Source organism: Aliiroseovarius sp. xm-d-517 (assembly GCF_013283135.1).
Lineage (GTDB): Bacteria > Pseudomonadota > Alphaproteobacteria > Rhodobacterales > Rhodobacteraceae > Aliiroseovarius > Aliiroseovarius crassostreae.
In genome coordinates this window covers 849,713-869,875 of record NZ_WBXT01000001.1, presented here as the reverse complement: position 1 = coordinate 869,875, position 20,163 = coordinate 849,713, and the positions used below count along the sequence as shown (strand labels likewise).

General features: G+C 58.5%; 19 protein-coding genes. 9 read left to right on the top strand and 10 right to left on the bottom strand.

What is annotated here, in order from left to right; all coding sequences use genetic code 11:
* Both XMD517_RS04120 and XMD517_RS04115 read right to left on the bottom strand, forming a co-directional pair.
* A complete protein-coding gene (locus tag XMD517_RS04120) occupies positions 1 to 966 on the bottom strand; it encodes an alpha/beta fold hydrolase (protein ID WP_173487000.1) in 966 nt (321 codons plus the stop codon).
* 52 nt (positions 967 to 1,018) lie between these two features.
* Complete coding sequence (locus XMD517_RS04115) at positions 1,019 to 1,309, bottom strand: SCP2 sterol-binding domain-containing protein (protein ID WP_173487001.1); 291 nt, start codon at positions 1,307 to 1,309, stop codon at positions 1,019 to 1,021.
* 288 nt (positions 1,310 to 1,597) lie between these two features.
* Between XMD517_RS04115 and XMD517_RS04110 the strand changes: the two genes are divergently transcribed.
* From XMD517_RS04110 to XMD517_RS04090, 5 genes are all read left to right on the top strand, one after another.
* Positions 1,598 to 2,155 (top strand): tetratricopeptide repeat protein, encoded by a 558-nt coding sequence (locus XMD517_RS04110; protein WP_173487002.1) that lies wholly within the window; start codon positions 1,598 to 1,600, stop codon positions 2,153 to 2,155.
* 31 nt (positions 2,156 to 2,186) lie between these two features.
* On the top strand, positions 2,187 to 5,072 hold the full coding sequence (locus XMD517_RS04105; RefSeq protein ID WP_173487003.1) for a helicase-related protein: 2,886 nt from the start codon (positions 2,187 to 2,189) through the stop codon (positions 5,070 to 5,072).
* 57 nt (positions 5,073 to 5,129) lie between these two features.
* Positions 5,130 to 5,501 carry an RNA-binding S4 domain-containing protein gene (locus tag XMD517_RS04100; RefSeq protein WP_173487165.1) on the top strand — a complete coding sequence of 124 codons (372 nt, stop codon included), beginning with the start codon at positions 5,130 to 5,132 and terminating at the stop codon, positions 5,499 to 5,501.
* Between the two features lie 50 nt (positions 5,502 to 5,551).
* On the top strand, positions 5,552 to 5,887 hold the full coding sequence (gene fdxA, locus XMD517_RS04095) for a ferredoxin FdxA (RefSeq protein WP_173487004.1): 336 nt from the start codon (positions 5,552 to 5,554) through the stop codon (positions 5,885 to 5,887).
* 351 nt (positions 5,888 to 6,238) lie between these two features.
* Positions 6,239 to 6,745 carry a CarD family transcriptional regulator gene (locus tag XMD517_RS04090; RefSeq protein ID WP_055192522.1) on the top strand — a complete coding sequence of 169 codons (507 nt, stop codon included), beginning with the start codon at positions 6,239 to 6,241 and terminating at the stop codon, positions 6,743 to 6,745.
* 61 nt (positions 6,746 to 6,806) lie between these two features.
* On the opposite strand, the gene cobS is transcribed toward XMD517_RS04090, so the two are convergent.
* Positions 6,807 to 7,589 (bottom strand): adenosylcobinamide-GDP ribazoletransferase, encoded by a 783-nt coding sequence (cobS, locus tag XMD517_RS04085; protein WP_254449756.1) that lies wholly within the window; start codon positions 7,587 to 7,589, stop codon positions 6,807 to 6,809.
* A 95-nt stretch (positions 7,590 to 7,684) separates the two neighbouring features.
* Here cobS and cobT point away from each other — a divergent pair, with 95 nt between their 5' ends.
* On the top strand, positions 7,685 to 8,704 hold the full coding sequence (cobT, locus tag XMD517_RS04080; RefSeq protein ID WP_173487006.1) for a nicotinate-nucleotide--dimethylbenzimidazole phosphoribosyltransferase: 1,020 nt from the start codon (positions 7,685 to 7,687) through the stop codon (positions 8,702 to 8,704).
* Positions 8,705 to 8,742: 38 nt separating this feature from the next.
* On the opposite strand, the gene XMD517_RS04075 is transcribed toward cobT, so the two are convergent.
* The 3 genes from XMD517_RS04075 to XMD517_RS04065 form a co-directional block, all read right to left on the bottom strand.
* A complete protein-coding gene (locus tag XMD517_RS04075) occupies positions 8,743 to 9,960 on the bottom strand; it encodes a PAS domain-containing protein (RefSeq protein WP_217360520.1) in 1,218 nt (405 codons plus the stop codon).
* Positions 9,961 to 10,062: 102 nt separating this feature from the next.
* On the bottom strand, positions 10,063 to 10,533 hold the full coding sequence (locus XMD517_RS04070; RefSeq protein WP_173487166.1) for an Lrp/AsnC family transcriptional regulator: 471 nt from the start codon (positions 10,531 to 10,533) through the stop codon (positions 10,063 to 10,065).
* A gap of 91 nt (positions 10,534 to 10,624) precedes the next feature.
* Positions 10,625 to 13,408: a hypothetical protein gene (locus XMD517_RS04065; RefSeq protein ID WP_173488020.1), complete on the bottom strand. Its 2,784-nt coding sequence runs from the start codon at positions 13,406 to 13,408 to the stop codon at positions 10,625 to 10,627.
* 260 nt (positions 13,409 to 13,668) lie between these two features.
* Here XMD517_RS04065 and XMD517_RS04060 point away from each other — a divergent pair, with 260 nt between their 5' ends.
* On the top strand, positions 13,669 to 14,367 hold the full coding sequence (locus XMD517_RS04060) for an SIMPL domain-containing protein (protein ID WP_173487009.1): 699 nt from the start codon (positions 13,669 to 13,671) through the stop codon (positions 14,365 to 14,367).
* 104 nt (positions 14,368 to 14,471) lie between these two features.
* Here the strand turns inward: XMD517_RS04060 and XMD517_RS04055 are convergent, their stop codons facing one another.
* Complete coding sequence (locus XMD517_RS04055; RefSeq protein ID WP_173487010.1) at positions 14,472 to 15,764, bottom strand: O-acetylhomoserine aminocarboxypropyltransferase/cysteine synthase family protein; 1,293 nt, start codon at positions 15,762 to 15,764, stop codon at positions 14,472 to 14,474.
* A gap of 346 nt (positions 15,765 to 16,110) precedes the next feature.
* Between XMD517_RS04055 and XMD517_RS04050 the strand changes: the two genes are divergently transcribed.
* The gene (locus XMD517_RS04050) at positions 16,111 to 16,524 is read left to right on the top strand and encodes a VOC family protein (RefSeq protein ID WP_173487011.1); all 414 of its coding nucleotides are present in this window, start codon (positions 16,111 to 16,113) and stop codon (positions 16,522 to 16,524) included.
* 27 nt (positions 16,525 to 16,551) lie between these two features.
* Here the strand turns inward: XMD517_RS04050 and XMD517_RS04045 are convergent, their stop codons facing one another.
* Positions 16,552 to 17,514 (bottom strand): hypothetical protein, encoded by a 963-nt coding sequence (locus XMD517_RS04045; protein ID WP_173487012.1) that lies wholly within the window; start codon positions 17,512 to 17,514, stop codon positions 16,552 to 16,554.
* A gap of 270 nt (positions 17,515 to 17,784) precedes the next feature.
* On the opposite strand from XMD517_RS04045, the gene XMD517_RS04040 reads away from it, so the two are divergent.
* Entirely contained in the window at positions 17,785 to 18,213 is a 429-nt protein-coding gene (locus XMD517_RS04040; protein WP_254449755.1) for a hypothetical protein, read from the top strand.
* A gap of 37 nt (positions 18,214 to 18,250) precedes the next feature.
* On the opposite strand, the gene XMD517_RS04035 is transcribed toward XMD517_RS04040, so the two are convergent.
* Together XMD517_RS04035 and XMD517_RS04030 are read right to left on the bottom strand one after the other, a co-directional pair.
* A complete protein-coding gene (locus tag XMD517_RS04035; protein WP_173487013.1) occupies positions 18,251 to 18,757 on the bottom strand; it encodes a flavin reductase family protein in 507 nt (168 codons plus the stop codon).
* A gap of 211 nt (positions 18,758 to 18,968) precedes the next feature.
* Complete coding sequence (locus tag XMD517_RS04030; RefSeq protein ID WP_173487014.1) at positions 18,969 to 20,027, bottom strand: YeeE/YedE family protein; 1,059 nt, start codon at positions 20,025 to 20,027, stop codon at positions 18,969 to 18,971.
* Between the last annotated feature and the right edge of the window lie 136 nt (positions 20,028 to 20,163).

The following is a 20,163-nucleotide window of genomic DNA, read 5'->3' as shown; positions in this document are numbered from 1 at the left end:
TTATTGTGCCGGTTCCGGAACGGAGGGCCGTTGGGCGGACAGGCAGGACAAGCTGTCATAGACCCGTTGCCGGATTTCCGCGCTTTCCATCAGGACCTCGTGTTCCGCCCCCTCGATCATGACCAGTTTGCCGTCTTGCCACCGTTGCATATGGTCATGGATCGGTGACGCTTGGACGATCCGTTCGCAACTGCCCAGAAAGGTAACGGTTCTGACCTTTGGTGGCGGGGTTAACATCAGGGCGCGGGTTTCTGACAATGCGGCGTATAACCAGCCTGCCGTCGGCCCCCCCAATGTCAGCTCCGGATGCGCCTCGGCCTGGGCCTTCATATAGCGATACATCGCTGGATCCGTGGTCAGCAGGTTATCGGCAAACGGGGCAAGAGACAGGTATGTTTCGCGCTGGGTGCCGGGGGTCAGCATATGTTTGAACGGGCTCATATGCAGGGCCCAGCTCAGGCTCCACGCCACTGGTCGCAATACAGGCGCCATGGAAATCCCCCACATCGGGGCAGAGAAAATGGCCCCCTCAACAGGAAGATTGTTCAATAGGGCCCGCAATCCGATGCAGCCCCCCATGGAATGACCGATCAGGTACCAAGGGCGTGGGAGGTCAAGTTGCCGGGCCAGATCCACAAAAGCCTGCACATCCAGCTGGTATTCTGCAAAATCCCCAACATGTCCAAGGATGCGGTCCTGTTCTGGGCGATCCGCAAGCCCCTGTCCACGCCAATCCACCGTCAGGGTATGATATCCCTGTTCAGACAGTTCTTTGGCGATAATGCCATATTTTTCAATATATTCGGTGCGTCCGGGAAACAGAAGGACGCTGCCCCGCAGGTTTGAGCTGGATGCGGCCGGCCAATGGCCGGCCCGCAGGCGCACAGCATCCGTCGCAGTCAGCCAATAGGCCTGCCCGCCATCGGGACCCTGTGCAATATCATGAAAAAGCGGTGCGTTCAGCATGGTGCCTCTTGTGCAGATTGATCGCGTGATCCGCCGCCCTTGGAAGAGGGGATCAGCTCAGGACGCTGCCCAGCTGCATCGCCAGCCCCATATTGCCATCCACGCTCAGCTTGCCGGTCATGAAGGCGGTGGTCGGGTTCAGGTTCCCGGACAGAATGTCTTCGAAGACATCGGCATCAGCTTTCAGGGTAACATCCGCCTCATCGTCACCTGCGCGCACACCGTTGCTGTCGAGGATGATGGCACCTTCGCCTTCAATCTCGAATTTGGCGGTGCCAGCGTCAAATCCGCCGGTCAGTTTTTCGCTCAGGGCCGCTACGGCCGCAGTGATCACGTCGCTCACGTGCTATCCTCCATTGGTCACTTTACCTGAAGCGTTTCTGGATAAACTTGGGACACATGTTTATTCTGAAACGCCCACATCATTGATATCTCTTGCCGCGGTTCGGGTTTTCCCTTTGTCAGGTCAATACCGAACTGCTTTAGTCATATAGGTGTTACCGAAACGCTAACCTAGACTTTACGTTGAGGTAAACTCATTTTTTCGCTGACGTTTGGGAATGTGAGGTTTGTTGATGGAGGGGGAATGCTTCCCCATTGTCCTGTCATTCCATGCGCGCTAGCCTTGGTCATGTCCCGTCTCCGTCATCTCTTTTTACTGATATCCGCACTGGTTCTGCTGACGCCGGTGAGTGCTCCGGCGCAAGATCAGAGAGAGGTGCCGCTGGATGCCCTTTATGCCCAATTGGAACAGGCGGATGACAGCAACTGGCAGGCGCTGGAACAGGCGATCCAGAGCCGTTGGGCCCAAAGTGGCTCTGCCTCGGTTGACCTGCTTTATATGCGGGCCAAATCCGCCATCGAAGCGGGCGATCTTGAGGGAGCATTCTCACATCTGGGGGCGGTGACCGATCATGCCCCCGAGTTTGCCGAGGGCTGGCATTTGCGCGCCACGGCATTTTTCCGCGCAGAACGCTATGGGCTCGCGCTGGACAGTCTGCGCCGGACCCTGGCATTGGAGCCACGTCATTTTGATGCGCTGCAAGGGGTTGCCGTGGTTATGGAAATCCTGGATGAACCTGACCGGGCCTTGGAAATCTACCACGAAGTCCTTGCTATACATCCGCGAAATCCGGACGTAAAAGAGGCGGTGGCCCGGCTGACCAAACAGCTGGCAACTGATCTCTGACCCGCAACCAGCCCGCAAAAAAGGCCAACAGATGGTTTCCGATACAGCCCGTGCCGGCAATCGCATCACTGCGGTGCTTGGGCCCACAAATACCGGGAAAACCCATTACGCGCTTGAGCGGATGCTCAGCTATCGCACCGGTGTGATCGGCCTGCCCCTGCGTCTGCTGGCACGCGAAGTTTACGACAAACTGGTTGGGTTGCGCGGGCCAAATGTGGTGGCGCTGGTAACCGGCGAAGAGCGGATCGTGCCGGATCGGGCGCAATATTGGGTCTGCACGGTTGAGGCGATGCCACCGGGCATCGGGGCGGATTTTGTGGCCATTGACGAGATCCAGCTGTGCTGTGATCCCGAGCGCGGCCATGTCTTTACCGACCGCCTTCTGCATATGCGTGGCACCCATGAAACGCTTTTCCTCGGGTCGGATACGATGCGCGGGGTGATTGCGGCCCTCGTGCCGAAGGTCGAATTTCTGCGCCGTGAGCGGTTTTCCGAACTGGTCTATGGCGGATCGAAAAAGATCAGCCGGATGCCGGGGCGCTCGGCCATTGTCGGGTTTTCTGTTGATAACCTCTATGCCATTGCGGAATTGATGCGCCGACAAAAAGGCGGGGTTGCGGTGGTCATGGGCGCGCTCAGCCCGCGCACCCGCAACGCCCAGGTGGCGATGTATCAAAACGGCGATGTGGACTACCTGGTGGCCACTGATGCGATCGGGATGGGGTTGAACCTCGATATCGACCATGTGGCGTTTTCCGCGCTGGAGAAGTTCGACGGCCGCCGGATGCGCCCGTTATTCCCGCATGAGCTTGCTCAGATTGCGGGCCGCGCTGGTCGGCATATGAACCATGGCTCGTTCGGTGTCACCGGAGAGGCTCCGCCGATGGCGGAAGAGGTGGTTGAGGCCATTACGTCGCATCGCTTTACACCGCAGAAAAAACTGATGTGGCGCAATGGCGATCTGCAGATGGGCACCCCCGAGGCGCTGATCCGGTCGCTTGAGGCGCCAAGCGGTAACGAACACCTGACCCGCGCCCGAGACGCCGATGACCTCATTGCGCTGAAACTGGTATCTGCCGACGAAGAAGTGTCTGCCCGTGCCACCGATGGTGCCTCAACCCAGCTTTTGTGGGAGGTCTGTCGCCTGCCGGATTTCCGCGGCATCAGCCATGGTGAACATGCCAGCCTCGTCACCAGCCTGTTTAAGGATCTGCACCAGCACGCAGAGATTCGCGAAGACTGGTTCGCGCGACAGGTGAAACGCATCGACCGCACCGATGGCGATATTGACACATTGTCGAAACGGTTGGCGTTTATTCGCACCTGGACATATGTGGCGCAACGCCGCGACTGGTTACGTGATGTTGCCCATTGGCGCGGGGCCACCCGTGCTGTAGAAGACCGATTGTCGGACGCATTGCATAATGCGCTGACCCAAAGATTTGTTGACCGGCGCACCTCTGTGCTTCTGCGCCGGTTGAAGCAGAAGGAGAGCCTCGTGGCTGACGTGAATGACAAGGGTGAAGTGACGGTAGAAGGCCAGTTTGTTGGCCGTCTGGAAGGGTTCCGGTTTAGCCAGGATGCCTCGCAATCCCCCGAAGAGGCAAAAACACTGCGTGCGGCCAGCCTTCAGGCGCTGGCACCGGAATTCCATCTGCGGGCAGACCGATTCTATAATGCCCCCGATACGGAAATGGATTTCACCGAGCAAGGTGGCCTGATGTGGGGGGAATACGCGGTCGGGAAACTCGTCAAAGGTGACGATGTTCTGAAACCCCGTGTCGAGGCATTTGTGGATGAAGAAGCCGGGGCGGATGTGGCTGAAAAAGTCGCACGCCGTTTGCAGCACTTCATCGACCGGAAAGTGGCCGCGTTGTTTGAGCCGCTTTTGGCGATGCAGAAAGATGAAACCCTGTCCGGTCTTGCCCGTGGCTTTGCCTTCCGCATGGTCGAAGAGCTGGGCATTATCCCGCGCGACAAGGTCGCGGGGGAGGTCAAGGATCTTGATCAGGACGCCCGTGGGGCATTGCGCAAACATGGCATCCGCTTTGGTCAGTTCACCATTTTCATGCCGCTTTTGCTGAAACCGGCACCGACCCGGCTGCGTCTGGTGCTGCATTCGCTGTGGCAAAATCTGCAGGAATTCCCCGAAGCGCCGCCCCCCGGCCTCGTTACCATCCCGGTGATCGAGGCAGTGGACCCGTCGGCCTATCTTCTGTCCGGGTATCGTCCCGCAGGTGCGCGTGCGATTCGCATTGATATGCTGGAACGCCTGGCCGACCAGCTGCGTGTTGAGGATAGCCGCAGCGGTTTTGAAGCCAAGGCGGATATGCTGTCGATTACCGGCATGACCTTGGAGCAGTTTGCGGACCTGATGCAGGGGCTGGGCTACAAGGCCGAAAAAGGTGAGCGGGTGAAAGTGAAGGCTGAGGCAGAAGCCGAAGCTGGTGCGGATCCGAAGGAAACGCCTGGGGAACCACCGGTGGAACAACCGTCAGAAACGCCGGCAGAGGCGCCTGCGGACGCCCCTGCGGAAATTCCGGTGGATGCCCCGGAAGAAACCCCCTCAGAAACGCCAGGCGAAGAGGCTGCGGCAGACGTGGCTGAGATGGAAACGTTCTTTACGTTCACCTGGGGCGGGTTCAACCGCCGTCAGGGCGCGCGCAACCAAGGTGGTCGCCGCGACAGCGGTGAGCGGCAAGGGGATCGCAAAGCCCAGGGTGGCAAACGCCGTGAAGGTGGTCGTGATGGCGGTAAGCCGCGGGGCAAACCGCAGGGCGATCGTCGGGGCAAAGGGGGTAAACCCCAACGCGACAATAAACCCAAGACCTACACAACCGGGCCGTCGAACCGCGACAAGAAGGTTGATCCGGACAATCCGTTCGCGGCGCTTCTGGCGCTCAAGGACAAAGGTTAAGTGTAAGTGGCGGCAACGCCCAGTGAAGAAACTCCTCCGGGCGGCGTGTCTGCCCGGATGCGGGCCGACAAATGGCTGTGGCATGCGCGGTTCTTCAAAACCCGCGGTTTGGCCACCGAGCTGATCGCGGCGGGGCATCTGCGGGTGAATGGAGAGAAGATCTCCAAACCTGCGTTCCAGATTGGCCCGGGCGACGTTTTGACATTCCCGCAGGCGCGCCTTGTGCGCGTGGTCAGAATTTCCCTGCTATCCGTGCGGCGTGGTCCGGCGTCTGAGGCTCAGACCCTGTATGAGGATCTGAGCCCGCCACAGGGGGAAAACGACTTTCCTCCAAATATGGGGGCTGCGCCAAAATTTGACGGAAAAGGGCGCCCAACGAAGAAAGATCGTCGCAACTTGATGAAAAGCGGGCAGCCCCCGCTTGATTGATCCGGCGCCTTCAAATAAGTGGGGCACAGCCAAAGGTTTGAGGATGCATCATGACTTACGTTGTTCAAGACAACTGTATCGCCTGCAAATACACCGACTGCGTCGAAGTCTGCCCCGTGGATTGTTTCTATGAGGGTGAAAACATGCTGGTCATCCATCCGGATGAATGCATCGACTGTGGCGTGTGTGAACCGGAATGTCCTGCAGATGCGATCCGGGCTGATACTGAGCCGGGAACGGAAAAATGGGTGGAATTCAACCGTAAATATGCCGAGCTTTGGCCGGTGATTGTTGAGCGCAAAGACCCGCTGCCGGAGGCTGAAGACCTGGATGGTGTCGAGAACAAGCTCGAAACCCATTTTTCGGAAGCACCTGCCGAGCAGTAATCTCAGCCTGCCAAAGATCTGATTCGCCTGCCGGTCATGATATCGGGGGCGAATTTCGCGACACCAACCCTTTAATCCTTTGATTTACAACGGGTGGTGCGGGGTGGCACGCGGCTGCTCTTTCGTCTGGTCTGTTTTTTTGATATACTGTCGCCAATGAAAGCCAGGATCCAAACATAGGATCAGGGTGGTGCAGATGGTCAGATGGGCCGCGCCACTCTCTGTCCGGGGGATGTTCCGATCAAATGACCATGCCGAGGGGCGCGATTGCACCCCCGCGGTGTTTTTGTCGTCTGTTGAGGAGCGTCTTCGGCACCGTGCAAATGACCAGACTTGTGAAGGAAGACTTGTATGAGCAAGAAAACGAATGATTTCCGCCCGAACGACTATGTGGTCTACCCAGCCCATGGGGTTGGTAAGATCCTGTCGATCGAGGAGCAGGAAATCGCCGGAATTCAGCTGGAGCTGTTCGTCATTTCCTTTGAAAAAGACAAAATGACCCTGCGCGTCCCCACCAACAAGGCCACGGAAGTGGGCATGCGGGGACTGGCAAGTGATGCGGAAGTCACCAAGGCGATGGACACGCTCAAGGGCAAAGCCCGGGTCAAGCGCGCCATGTGGTCGCGCCGTGCGCAGGAATATGAACAGAAGATCAACTCGGGTGACCTGATTGCCATCGCTGAAGTGGTGCGTGACCTGCACCGCAATGACGACCAGCGTGAACAGAGCTATTCCGAGCGTCAGTTGTATGAAGCTGCACTTGAGCGCCTGACCCGCGAAGTGGCTGCAGTTGCTGGTGGTGATGAGCTGGCCGCGCAGAAAAAAGTCAGCGATGTCCTGACCTCGCGCGCCGCGTAAACCGGACCGATCAGTGTGAGTATCTGGATCCGCCGCCTGTGTCCTGCAGGCGGCGGATTTCTTATGTCAGCAGGCTTGCGACAACAAACAGCCCGATTATTTCTGAGATCTGTTGACTAGCCCCCAGAACGTCGCCGGTCTGGCCTGCTATTTTTTGCTTGGCGACCAAAGCCAGCAGAGCCATCGCCGCACTTGTCCAGATCAGAATGGGCAGAAGCTGCATACCAAGCAGCGCAAAACCCAGCACGAGGGTGAGGGAGGTGGCGATGCAGACGATCGAAACGGGGGGGCGGCCAACCGATTGCGCCAGCCCGTCGCCGCGCGCATTGGGTAGCAGATGCATGAGCACCACCATTGGCAGGCGGCTGATCATGCCGATGGCCATCAGGTGGATGGCAGCGGAATAAGGCCCCGCCAAACCTGCGGCCAGATCCGCTGTCAGAATCGTAGTCAGGGCAAGCAGGCGCGCCGCAAGAGATAGTCCAATGGCGATCACACCATAGGCGCCAATGCGGCTGTCTTTCATAATCTCCAGCCGTCTGACACGGTCATACCCGCCCCAAAACCCGTCCGCACAATCGGCCAGCCCATCCTCATGAAGCGCGCCGGTGATCAGGATCTGGACCGTCAGAAAACTGACAGCTGCCAAAGGGGCGGGCAATCCGATCCAAATGAGCGCAAGTGCGGCGATACTGGGGATGGCGGCAATCAGCAGACCCGCAAGCGGCCAGGCCCATGCGCTTTGCGCCCCGCGCTCAAGGGCCAGGGTGCCATTCACCGGCACAGGTAACCGGCTGAGCAGCCCAAGGGCGGCGGGCACGTCCTGTGGGTGAAGAAGGGGCATGTCGTGTTTCGCCATATTAAGTCTTTTGTGATCTGGTTCGTTCCACCTCTCCTCGGTAAAGAGGAGAGAGCGAGGAATCAATCGGGGATCGGACCATGTCAGACAAGTCATTTTCCACACTTGCGGAGTTTAAGGCGCTTTTGGATGGGGCACGCGGGGCAGACACCGCCGCCGAAGCCGCAGCCCAGGACCGCAATGGACAGCTGACAAAGCCACCGGGCGCGCTTGGTCGTCTGGAAGACCTCGCTATCTGGTATGCAAGCTGGCGCGGCAACGGGCGACCGGCGCTTGAGGCGCCGCAGGTGATTGTCTTTGCCGGAAACCATGGTGTGACCGCCCGGGGTGTTTCTGCATTCCCGGCGGAAGTGACCGAACAGATGGTTCTGAATTTCCAGCATGGTGGGGCGGCGATCAATCAGTTGTCGAAAGCTTTTGGGGCAAAAATGGATGTGCATGCCCTGTCGCTGGATAAACCCACTGCCGATTTCACGCAGGGCCCCGCCATGAGCGAAGACGAGGTCGTTGCGGCGCTGAATGCGGGCTGGGAGGCGGTTGATCCCGCATGTGATCTTCTGGTGACCGGGGAAATGGGCATCGGAAATACCACCTCGGCCGCTGCCATTGCGCATGCTTTGTTTGGCGGAGCCCCCGGCGATTGGACCGGGCGTGGCACGGGGGTGGATGATGCGGGAATTGATCTGAAAACCCGCGTGGTTGCAGAAGGTCTGGCGGCAAATCCGCAAGCTTCGGAAGATGGTCTGGAAGCCCTTCGCTGTCTGGGCGGGCGTGAAATTGCTGCCATGGCAGGTGCAATTGCGCGTGCGCGGGTTGAGGGTATTCCGGTCATTCTTGATGGCTTTATCTGTTCGGCTGCTGCGGCCTGTCTGTCGGCAGTGGTGCCGGGGGCATTGGATCACGCTGTGGCAGGGCATGTTTCTGCAGAAGCCGCGCATGAGCGTGTTTTGACGCATATCGGCAAAGCCCCGCTGTTGTCGCTTGGGATGCGCCTGGGGGAAGGCTCCGGTGCGGCGCTTGCCATTGGTGTCCTGAAAGGCGCGATTGCCTGCCATTCCGGGATGGCGACCTTTGCCGAAGCAGGTGTCTCGGACGGGTAAGGGGCCTCGCAACCCGGTTTTGTCACTCGAATATGGTGTCAGACACGCAGTTGCGAAATATCTTCTCCGAGCGTTGCAATGCTGTCCAGCTGGTGCTTGATCCGGTTTTGGAATGTCATCAGTTGAGAGATGATGTCATCGAGAGCGTCCCCGGCGTCAGGCCGGCGGGCGCTTTCTATTTTACACATGACGCGCGTCGTCGACAGGCCCAGAACGTGACGGTTCATGATGGCGCAGGCCTTGGTGATGCGCTCGGCTTCGTGTTTCACCTCGTGAAAGCAGGTGTCACATTTCTGGACATATCGCGCAGAAATTTCGTCCATGTAACGGCGTTCATTGGTGATTGACACATTTTCCCCCATGCTGCGGCGTTCCTTGTGCAATTGCGCTGCGCATTCTTTCAAGAGTTTTGCCATGCCCGACATGGTCATCGCGCTTTCCACCGCTCCGCGAATGGTTGAAAAGTTGCTGTTCTCCCCCAAAACATGTGTTTCAAACCATTGCGACATTTCCCGTGACATGATGCCATAGTTTTGCGAGAGGGTCGAAACAGGCCCTCCGGTGGGTTCCAGCCGCGAGGCGATTACACGCAGATTATGGGGAACGGTCCGCATCGCTTCAAATTGCTGAATGAGCTGTTGTGTCTGTTGAAGCAATTCCCCAGAAAGCTGGTGCATTTGTTGGAAATTATGAATGGTGCGGTCGCGGGGATATTCCAGTTTCTTATCTCGCGAAATCATTTCCTCGACCAAGCTCTGGGCCATGAATTGCTTGTAGCTTGCATAGCCATGTTCCGCGAGTTTTTCGAGCAGCAGCGTGGCGCTGTCCTGCGGCGTGATGGATGTATTTTGTTCCGTTTGCAGCACTTCGGAATATAGGTTTTCGATCAGCTTAAGCTTGCCGCAGGACGGTTTGATCCGCGCAGACAGATACCCGTTGCCGAAGGGAAGCATCGCGGCGAAAACCCAGTAATGCAGCCCGTCTTTAGATCGGTTCTTGACATAACCGCTGATCGGATTGCCTTTTTTCAGCTCATCCCAGATCAGCCAGAAGACGCCCTTGGGCATGTCCGGGTGGCGAATGATGTTGTGTGGATGGCCGATTATTTCTGGCCATTCATAATGTGCCACGCGTTTGAAAATGTCATTGCCTGAGCGAATGATCCCACGCTCATCGGTTCGTGAGAAGAAAATTTCATTCAGATGAAATGGAGCCTCGCCTGTTTCAGGGCGAAAATCCTTGCGGCGCTCAATCATGGTCACGGTTAGACATCCAGAGTAAGAAATGGCTGCTCTGGAGTCTATGTGGCAGACCTTCCCGCTTGGTTAACACTGGACAAAAATCTGCCAGAACGTCGCTTAAATGTCCGGAGACACGGGCAAAGGGGCGTCTGATTTCAACTGGTTCATCACGATTTGGCTTTGGACACGCGCGACTGAAGGATGTGGCAACAGAACATCATGGATCAGGTGATTGAGCGCAGCCAAGTTCGCGCAATAGACCCGCAGCAGATAGTCCGCCGCCCCGGTCAGGGTCCAGGCCGAAACCACCTCTGGATGGGTTTCGATCATGCGTGAAAAAGCTTGTGCCGCTTCTGGCGTGTGGCTCGACATTTCTACCTGAATAAAACTCTGCACAGACAGGCCCAGCTCCAGCGGATCCAGACGCACCGTATATCCTTTGACGATACCAAGTTCTTCCAGACGTTGTCTGCGGCGCCCTGCCTGACTGGGTGACAGGTGCAGGATTTCCCCCAGTTCCTGGGCGGTGAGATGGGCATTTCTCTGGAGTGCCGACAAGAGGCGGGCATCTAGGTGATCCATAAGCATTTCCTGCAGAAATTTTTCACAAAACATAGTTCGTGCAGGTGGATCACGCAAGAAATTGCAAGATGGTGCGGAGTGTCTGCAAGTGTCAAGGTCAGCTGAAGGGAAGAATTTTCAGTGTGTTGGTCCGGGACCCCTTTTTGTAGACAAGCTGCCCTTCAGAGATCGACACCACCCGTCCGCCATCCAGACGATCTCCCACGCCAACTTTGACATAACGACCGTTGGACAATCGCACCAATGCCTGGCGCTTTGCAGCACTTCCATAGATGCCAATCAACGCAACCTTGCGCAGCGGGATCGCATTTTTCATCGTGGCCTGTTTGGCCACAGATGCGCGGGTCGGCAGGGCAGGGGTGACAACCTGATTGGGCGGAGTTGCCGCAATGACCACCGATCCGTCTGATGCATCCGCGACCGGAGGCGCAGAGGAGACGATTTTATCAAAGCGACCGGGGCGCGGGCGGGGGAGGAGCGATCTGGTGATGGCCTGTTCCGTCGGGCTGACAAATGCGGCCTGGGCTGCGTTTTCCACAGCATTTGCGATGCTCTCAGCCTGAGCGACAGCCTGCCCCTGAGAAATCAGCCCGGCTGGGCGAAGGGTCGGTGCTGGTGTGGCCAGTTCCTGACGGGTACGGCCTGCAAACAACCGTTCCTCTTCAGTCAAAACCACCCCCTCAGGACGGAGCTGTGGGCGTTTGCCCGCCAGGGCGGGATCCGCCGAAACGGGGGCAGGCAGGCTGGTTTCCTCAAAAAGCCCGTCCGGCCTAATTGGCGGCACTCGGGGGGGAAGCCCCGCAAAAACCATAACCCCGTCACGCGTCAGGCTGCCTTCGGCCGTTGGGCGCACAAAACCGTTCTCATCCAGGTCAAATTTGGTCCCTTTTGGGGGTGGGGCAAGATGGCTGCCACCGGTCTGCGTCCCCGAGGTCAAGGTCTGAAGAGGAATGTCGGGCAAAGCGACCGCATCATGGGCAAGACCTTCCGGGTCAATCGAGGCAACATAAAGGTCGTCAATGGCCCCGGCAGGCGGACCGGTGATGGCATCGGGGGCGCGTTCCCAGATGCCCGTGGCCGCGTAACGTGTTGCTGCGACTTCCTGAGAGAGCTGTTCAAACCCTTCAGGCGCCGCAGCATCTGTGACGTCCAGATCTTCCGCCGCTTCCGGCTCGGCCTCCAGCTCTGCCGCGTCAATGCTGTCTGGTCCGGTTGTGATCGCACTTTCAAACTGGTCAGGCTGGTCGGGGAACAGTTCGCTGGCCTGATCCGATAGAAAGAACATCGACCATACGGCCAGAATGGCCATCATCAGGAGCAAACCGAGCACCAAAATCAGCCCGAGATATTTGCGCCGCCCCGCAGGCGTGTCACTGCGGCGCGCACCAAAGACCGTCATCGCGTCGGTCTCAGAAGGGGACCGGTGGGCTTTGCCGGGCTGCGGGGCTTTGGGGGCGCCTGACATTGCTCCGGGTGGCGGCGCGACAGCCATACTTGACTGAGTTGCGGTGGCGCCTGGGCTGGTTTTCTGAGCGGGCTGTTTCTGCTTTGCCGGTTGAGCTGGTGCTGCGACAGGGGGCTTGTCCGCCCTGTCTTTGTTGACAGAAGGGGAGCCTTCTGGCGCCGGTTTTCCAGGTTTCTTGGCAGCTTTCGCCCTGTGTGGCCGTGCGGTGTTGTCGGTTTTCTGCGGCGTCAGGGTGCCCTCAGCCGGGGGAGTGATTGTCTTGTTTTCCGCACCCTCCAGCGAGGGGGCTGTCACGGGCACATGCACTTCTTGCGGCCGATGTGTGGGGGCTGCAGGGGGGGTGATGTGAAGTCGGGTCGCAACGGTTTTTGTTGGAACCGTGGGGTCGGTCTTTCCAGCCGCCTGTGCATCCTGACCACTACGCTGGCTTGCGAATGCGGGGGTGTCGGATGTTGCTGCAGATGTTTTGTTGTCCGTGTCCGAAGAGGGGGGCTTGGAGGTGCTGCCAAGGGCGGAAGGTGGAGCCATATCGGAGCGGGGAGCCGAGGTCGGTGCGTCCGGGCGCTTGTCACTGCCCTGCGTGTCCGTGTTCTGTTCAGTATTCTGCCCAGCAAGGCTCTGGTCGCCGGGTTTGCCAGCATCCTTGTGAGGCTGTTTGGAACCACTTTTTTCTTCGGGAACAAAGTCGGGGGGAAAAGGCGCCAGAACAGGGGCGGTATCTGCCGTCGGGGTGGCATCATCCTGCTTTTCGCCATCCTGTGTCGACGCGTCCTCTTCAGGCTCTGCCAGAGGGGCGTTGGCACTCACCTCCGGCGTGCCCGTCTGGGTCGCGTCCAAAGCAGGCGTGTCCAAAGAGGAAAGGGATGTGCCGGTGCCCATCAGGATTGGAGGGGCAAGCTCGTCAAGGTCCACCGTGGCCCCTTCCGGCAGGTGTTCCGCCGCGCAGACCGTTTTGCCGAAACCGGCCACCCTTTCATAGCTGCCATGCGGGCGTGCCATGAAAGCAACCGGGTTCAGCCGATTTTCCACGGCAAAGCTTTCCGCTTCCTTCAGGGTTTCGCGAACCACAACCGCCACATGGGCCATGTCGCCATCGGCATACCAGTCAAACACCAGCTCATCGACCGGGTAGGGGGTTAGCCCTTCCAACCCTTCACGGATGCGGGCCTCGCGGGTGATGTCGTCGGGGCCGGGGGCAGTCATGGTTGTGAACAGCAGCTGAGAAGGAGGGATGATCAGCGAGGTGGCAAATCCACCGGTGTTCAGATCCACGGCCCGTTGGCGCATCATGCCCAGTTGCGCAGGCAGGTCCGCTGCATCCAGCTTAACTTCGCCAACAAGGGACCAGCCGCCCTTTCCGCGGTGCATCAGGGCGATTCCCTCATGGGTGAGATCAAGCGCAAATCCTGGCGTCATACCGGTGTTCTTTTCCCTTGTCGCATCTCCGGCGTCGTTCCATGCGTACGTCACCGCAGCTATTGCGTCTTTCTGATCCTGTGGCATTTGCCAAAACACGAGTGGACCCAGCCAGCCCAATACCCGCTTGCAATTTAGGTCCAATAACCGCCTGCCAAGCCGAAACTACAGCAGGAAATTGCCCATGGAAAGAGTGGGAGGGTGCAATTGATTGAACAAGGCGGGAAATGGCGCAAGCTGGCGTGAGATAGGAGAGTAACATGAAGAAATTACTTGCTGTTTTTGGGATTGCGCTCTGCATGGCAGGTGCGGCGCAGGCGGATACAGACCCATTGCCAAAGGTGCAGGTCAGCGGGCATGGCACGGTGTCGGTTGCGCCCGATCTCGCGCGGATCCGTCTGGGGGTGCGTCAGCAGGCAAAAGAGGCGGCAGAGGCCAGCGGTCAGGTTGCCGTGGCGATGTCCTCGGTTTTGGAAAACCTGCGCAAGGCGGGCATTGCCGAAAAGGATATGCAAACCACCCAGCTGCGTCTTTCGCCCATGATGGAGTATTCTGGTAATACCTCCCCTCGACAGGTCGGGTTCGAGGCCATATCGACGCTGACAATTGTCGTGCGCGACCTCACAGATCTGGGACCGGTTCTCGACCAGGTGATGCGTGCCGGGGCCAACCAGTTCGAAGGATTGAGTTTTGATCTGAGCGACCGGCAGGCTGCCGAGGATCAGGCCCGTGCCGCGGCGGTCAAAGACGCGGTTCACAAGGCCAATCTGTTGGCTGAGGCCGCGGGAGTATCGCTTGGGCCGGTGCTGCGGATCAGCGAAGGGGGCGCCTCTCCGTCGCCCCAGTTCGGTATGGCGCGCATGTCGATGGAGGCAGACGGGAAGATGCCGATTGCGGCAGGGGAAATCGAAATCTCAGCGCAGGTTCTGATGGAATTTTCTCTGGGCGTTGAAAATTAATAACGCTCTGTAAGGCGTTGTAAATAAAAAGAGCCGCCTGATGGGGCGGCTCTTCCTTTTTGTCGGTAAGATCTTAAAGTGTATCAAGTTTATCCCGATACGCTTTAGGAGCAGGCGGTGTCCAGCGCCTGATCAAGGTCGGCGATGATGTCATCGGCATCCTCGGTTCCAATGGACAGGCGCACCACATTGGGGGCCGCACCCGCCATCACCTGCTGCTCTTCGCTCAGCTGACGGTGGGTGGTCGAGGCCGAGTGGATGATCAGCGAGCGGGTGTCGCCAAGATTGGCCACATGGCTGAACAGTCTCAGGCTGTCGACCAGCTGGGTGCAGGCATCATATCCGCCCTTGACCGCCACGGTGAACAATGCACCGGCGCCTTTCGGGCTGATCCGATCGGCCAGCGCCTTATAGGGTGAACTGTCGAGGCTGGCCCAGGTCACGCCGTCGATCCGGTCATCCGCTTCCAGCCATTCTGCCACTTTGCGCGCATTGGCCAGATGTTTTTCCATCCGCAGCGACAGGGTTTCGATCCCCATCAGCGTGTAATGCGCGGCCTGTGGGTTCATCGTCATGCCGAGGTCGCGCAGGCCAATGGCGATGCCGTGGAACGTATAGGCCATCGGGCCAAGCGCCTGACCGAAACACAGCCCGTGATAGGCCGGTTCCGGCTGGCTGAGCGACGGGAACTTGTCGTTTTGCATCCAGTCGAACTTGCCGCTGTCGACAATTGCCCCGCCGGTCACGGTGCCATTGCCGGTCAGGTATTTGGTGGTGGAATGCACAACAATGGTGGCGCCAAGCTCGATCGGGCGCACCAGGTAGGGGGTGGCTGAGGTGTTGTCAACAATCAACGGAATGCCGGCCTTGTTGGCAATATCGGCCATGGCCGGAATGTCGGTGGGCACGCCCGCCGGGTTGGCAAGGGTTTCGCAGAAAAGCGCGCGGGTGTTGTCGTCAATCGCGGCTTCCACGGCGGCCGGATCATCAAAGTTCACCAGCTTGGCTTCCCAGCCGAACCGTTTGAACGTCTGGGTGAACTGGGTGACTGTGCCGCCATAAAGCTTGTTCGAGGCCACGATGTTCAGCCCCGGTCCCATCAGCGGAAACAGCGCCATGATCTGGGCCGCGTGACCAGAAGAGCAGCAGACAGCGCCCGCGCCGCCTTCGAGTTCGGCAATCCGGTTTTGCAGCGCCCCCACGGTCGGGTTGGTCAGGCGCGAGTAGATATAGCCGACTTCTTCAAGGTTGAAGAGGCGCGCGGCGTGTTCGGCGTCTTTGAATACATAGGCGGTGGTCTGGTAAATCGGAACCTGACGGGCGCCTGTTGCCGGATCCGGAGCGGTTCCGGCGTGAATTTGCAGCGTGTCAAAACCCAATTGACGTTCTTCGGTCATGTCTGTCTCCCTAAACTCGTTGCCGGCAGGCTAGGCGAAAGACGAAACCGCTTCAATAACAGGGTGCACCCGCCATTGGAAAGGGGAGGGGATTTGCAGCATTTTCAAAGCGCGAAAAAATATTCCGTAAATGGCATGCTTTTTGGGATGTCGTTTCGTGGTGAGGCGGGGTTTGTAACAAAATATTGCAGGTGCAGGTGACGACGGGGCAAGTTTGCCGCGTAGGATGGGCGTTTCGGAACAACCCTGTGCTTCAAGTTGATCCCGGAACGCTTTAGGGACAATGTCATTGTATTCCCCGGATGATGGACCTGTCGGGGGATGCATTCTCTCAGAAGGACCGGATATGCTGACACCTTTTCATCTTGCCATCCACGTAACGGATCTGGATCAAACCCGCAGATTTTATCGGGACATTCTAGGCTGCGATGAGGGCAGGTCGACCGACAGCTGGGTGGATTTCAGCTTTTTCGGGCACCAGTTGAGCCTGCATCTGGGCCCCCCTTTTTCGACGACGAAGAGCGGGAAAGTTGGCGTACATATGGTGGCGATGCCGCATTTCGGCGTCGTGTTGCCTTATGAGGACTGGCGCGCGCTGGCCGACCGGTTGGAGGCAGCCGGGGTGGAATGGGTGATTGCCCCCACTGTGAGGTTCGAAGGTGAGCCGGGAGAGCAATGGACCATGTTCTTTCACGACCCATCCGGAAATCCCATTGAGGTCAAAGGGTTCCGGGATCTTTCTCAAGTCTTTGCCAGCTGATTTTCCGCTGGCGAAGATTTGGGGCGTTCAGCGCAGCCAGAACCCTTCGCGCTTGATCTTGTTGCGAAGGATCTGTTCGCGCCGGGGAAGGTCATTGCGGTCAAACATGGCGCGCACCTTTTGGCCACGCCCCTGAAAAATCATGCGCAACATCGGTTCATATTCTTTCAGCACCTTCTTGACCCTGTTCGGCGCCGAGGCCGTTTCGATGACCTCGATCACCCGGTCACTTTCGCGCGCATAAGCAAGCGGCAGAACCCGCCAGTGGCAGGTGATATCGCCGTCCAGCCCCGCCAGCTCCGGACCCGGCCGGCCGCCTCCGAAAGATGAGATCACAAGGGGCAGGGCAATCTGATCGAGCCAGGGATACAGCTCTTGGCAGACCAGCGCCTCGGGCGCATCGTCGCGGATTGCCAGCGCATAGTTCAGAAAACGGGCGCCAAACTGACGGGGGCAGGCGCCAAAGAACCAGCCCGCATTGAAATACATATAGCGTTCCCAATGCTCGTCCGGCTGGCCAAGATCAAGTGAGCCATCGAAGTCGAGGTCGAACTTTTCATAAAGCGCACGCCATGTGTCGGCATATCCCGGACCGTAAAGCTCTATCTTTGGCCAGGTGTTTTCCCGCCGCATTGAGGCGGAGGGGCGATCAAAATTCAGATCTATGTCAGACAGTTTTCCGGTGACCACCGTGTCACTGTCAAAAAAGATGAAAGGCTCGCCTTCGGGCATTTCAAGCAGCGCCTCGATCTTATTGGCATTTGGATAGCTTGCCCCGAAATGGTGGTTCTGGAACGGCAGGATTTCTGCCCCCATGTCCTCAAGCGCCTCCCGCACCGAAGGGCGAATGCGCGGATCATCGGGCCACGCGTCGCCGGGTTGGGGTTCGGCAACAAAGATGCGGCCGGAAAACTCCGGATCGGATTGGCGCAACGAGGCCACAAAAAGCAATGCCTCATAGGAAAGACGGCCCGATTGCCCAACAATCATGATGTTGAAAGCAGCCTTTTGGGGAGTGTCGCCCGAAACACTTGGGGCGCGCGCCTTGGAGGGGGCCTTTTTCTGCGCACCGGTGCCGGTCCGCTTTGGGTTTGCTCGCTTTTTTGCCGATTTTACCATTGCTCTTTGCCTGCTTTGGTCTTTTCGGGCAGTATAGGTGGGAAAGCAGGCGCCGCATAGGGGCGCTTTCACGTGAATGTCGCGTGGATCTCAGGCAAGCCTTTGTCTGCGCAGGATTTCGCCTGCATGTGAGGAGTAATCATGATGGGACTTGTTCCGAAATTATCCGTATTGGGGATGACCGTGTTAGGGGCACTTGCCAGCCCGGCGGTATCGCAGCCTTTCACCACCGCCGCAGAAGTGCGTCCCATCCTTGATGCCACGCAGGCCAATTGGGTGGCTTTGCGGGAATATGATGGGCAGGACCTGCTTTATTTCACCCATCTCCTCGCGTGGCGGTGTGGGTTGGAGCAGGTGCAGTTTTCCGTGAATGGGGGCGATGTGCAGGTTTTTGAGCTGGAGCCGTGCTATATGGACGAAGCCCAGCCCAACGCCATCAAGGCAACGGACAGCCTGCCTTTCCTGAATTTCCCGCTCAATTCGGTTGAGCAGGTGGATGTGACACTGACCTATGATGACGGGGCAACCGCGTCAGGCAGTTACGCGCGGGCCAATATCTTGATGAACTGAGACCCCGCCAAAGTGGCAGGAGAGCGGCAGGGGGCCGTCAGGCCTCCTCTCTGAAGGCTCCGAACTTGCCTGCTCGAAAGGCAAGGGAGGCAGACATATCGTGACTGGCGCGCAGCACCCGTCCGAGGATGATCGAATGGTCTCCCCCGTCCATCACGCGCTCAGTGATACAATCCAGACGCGCCACGCATCCTTCCAGATGCGGGACACCATGATCGTCGATTTGGTGAGGAACTCGCGTGAAATCATCGCCATTGCGGGCAAAATGCTGCGCCAGTTCGCGCTGGGTTTCGGCAAGAATGTGGATGGCGAAATGCTCTGCCGCGACAAAAACATCATGGCGGGCCGAGACAAGCGCGGGACACCACAACACCAATGGCGGGTCGAGGGAAACCGACGTGAAACTGTTCACCGTCATGCCGACGGGCTGCCGCTTCCCTGCGATCGGGGCAGAGGTGGTCACAACCGTGACACCGGTCGGAAAGGTCCCGAGAACACCCCTCAGTTCTGCGGCATGTTCCGGGCCGGGATTGAAACTCTTCATCTGGTCTGTCTCGCGCGTTGCAGATCCGTTGTCGCGCGACCCTATAAGGCAGGGCGGGTGGTGAAAAGGTCAAAAGCGGCAAATTTTGCAGCTGATACGCAGTGTTCCGTCAATCTTCATGAGGATTGACCGGTCTGAATGTCTGGCCTGAATACTTGGCCCGCATATTTGGCCTGAATGCCCGTTTTGGCCTGCCGCCGGCGTAAGATGCCTATTCAGCGATGGCAAAACCTGAAATCAGGTGGCGCAGCCCGATGGCTGCCCCGGCGACGATGGCCAGAAAGGTGACCGGTGCGCCGTAATACAGAAGCGCAAAGGCCGACAGCCCCTGACCAATGGAACACCCGAAGGCAACCACCGCGCCAACCCCCATGATCGCCGCTCCGAGGATTTGCCGTTTCAACTCGCGCGGATCTTCACAGGCTTCCCACCGGAAATGCCCCAGCCGCAGGCTGCCGAGAAAGGCCCCAAGCAGGACCCCGACCACAGATCCGACACCAAAATTCAGGTCATTCCCGGAAGAGGTCATCAGATAGATGATCAGGTCGCCAATGGGGGCAGAATAGGTATGGCTTTCCACAGGGGTTGCTGAAAACCCGTTGGTGAAGACCCAGAAGGTTCCCCCCCAGCCGATCACCACCGCAAGCCCCGCGATTGCCCCCCAGAAGATCTTGTCTTTTGCCGCGCGCAATTCCGGGCTGGCGAGCATGGTGACGAGAATGAGAACGCCGATCCCGATGCCAATCGCGGAGGGGGAAAGCCCTGTTGTTGTGCTTAGCCCATGGGCCAGCGAGGGCAGGGATGTCGCCTCTGCGGGTGTCTCGGGGAACAGCCAGATGCGCAATTGTGCGAGAGGGCCGGAAATGGCCACATAAGCTGACAGGCCCATGACCAGCACAATCACGAAACTGCGCAGATCCCCTCCGCCCAGCCGGGCCAGCGCGCCAAAGCCGCAATTGCCGGACAGGGCCATGCCATAGCCGAAGGCCAATCCGCCGATGATCGACGCCAGCGGGTTCCATCCCAGGCGCAGATAGACGGCGTCCTCAGCGTTGAGCATGCCTGTCCCGATCAGCGTGAAGGTTCCGATCATTGCCACGCCGATGGCGACCCCCCACATCATCAGGCGCACCCGTGACCCACCATAAAGTGCATCTTCGATAGCACCCAGCGTGCAGAAGCGGCCAAGCCGTGCAGACAGTCCCAGAAGGATGCCCCCCACCAGCCCCACAATCGCTGCCAGGTTGGCGTCTGAAATCCAGTCCAGCATGGTCGTTCCTCCCAAAACAAACCAAAATTTCCTGACCGGGATAATCCCGCACAGACGTTGTTCACGTCGGGCACACTGGTTTACAGCTGCGCCGTTCGGTCATGGTTTCAGATGTTTTGTCCGGCCGCTCGGTCCC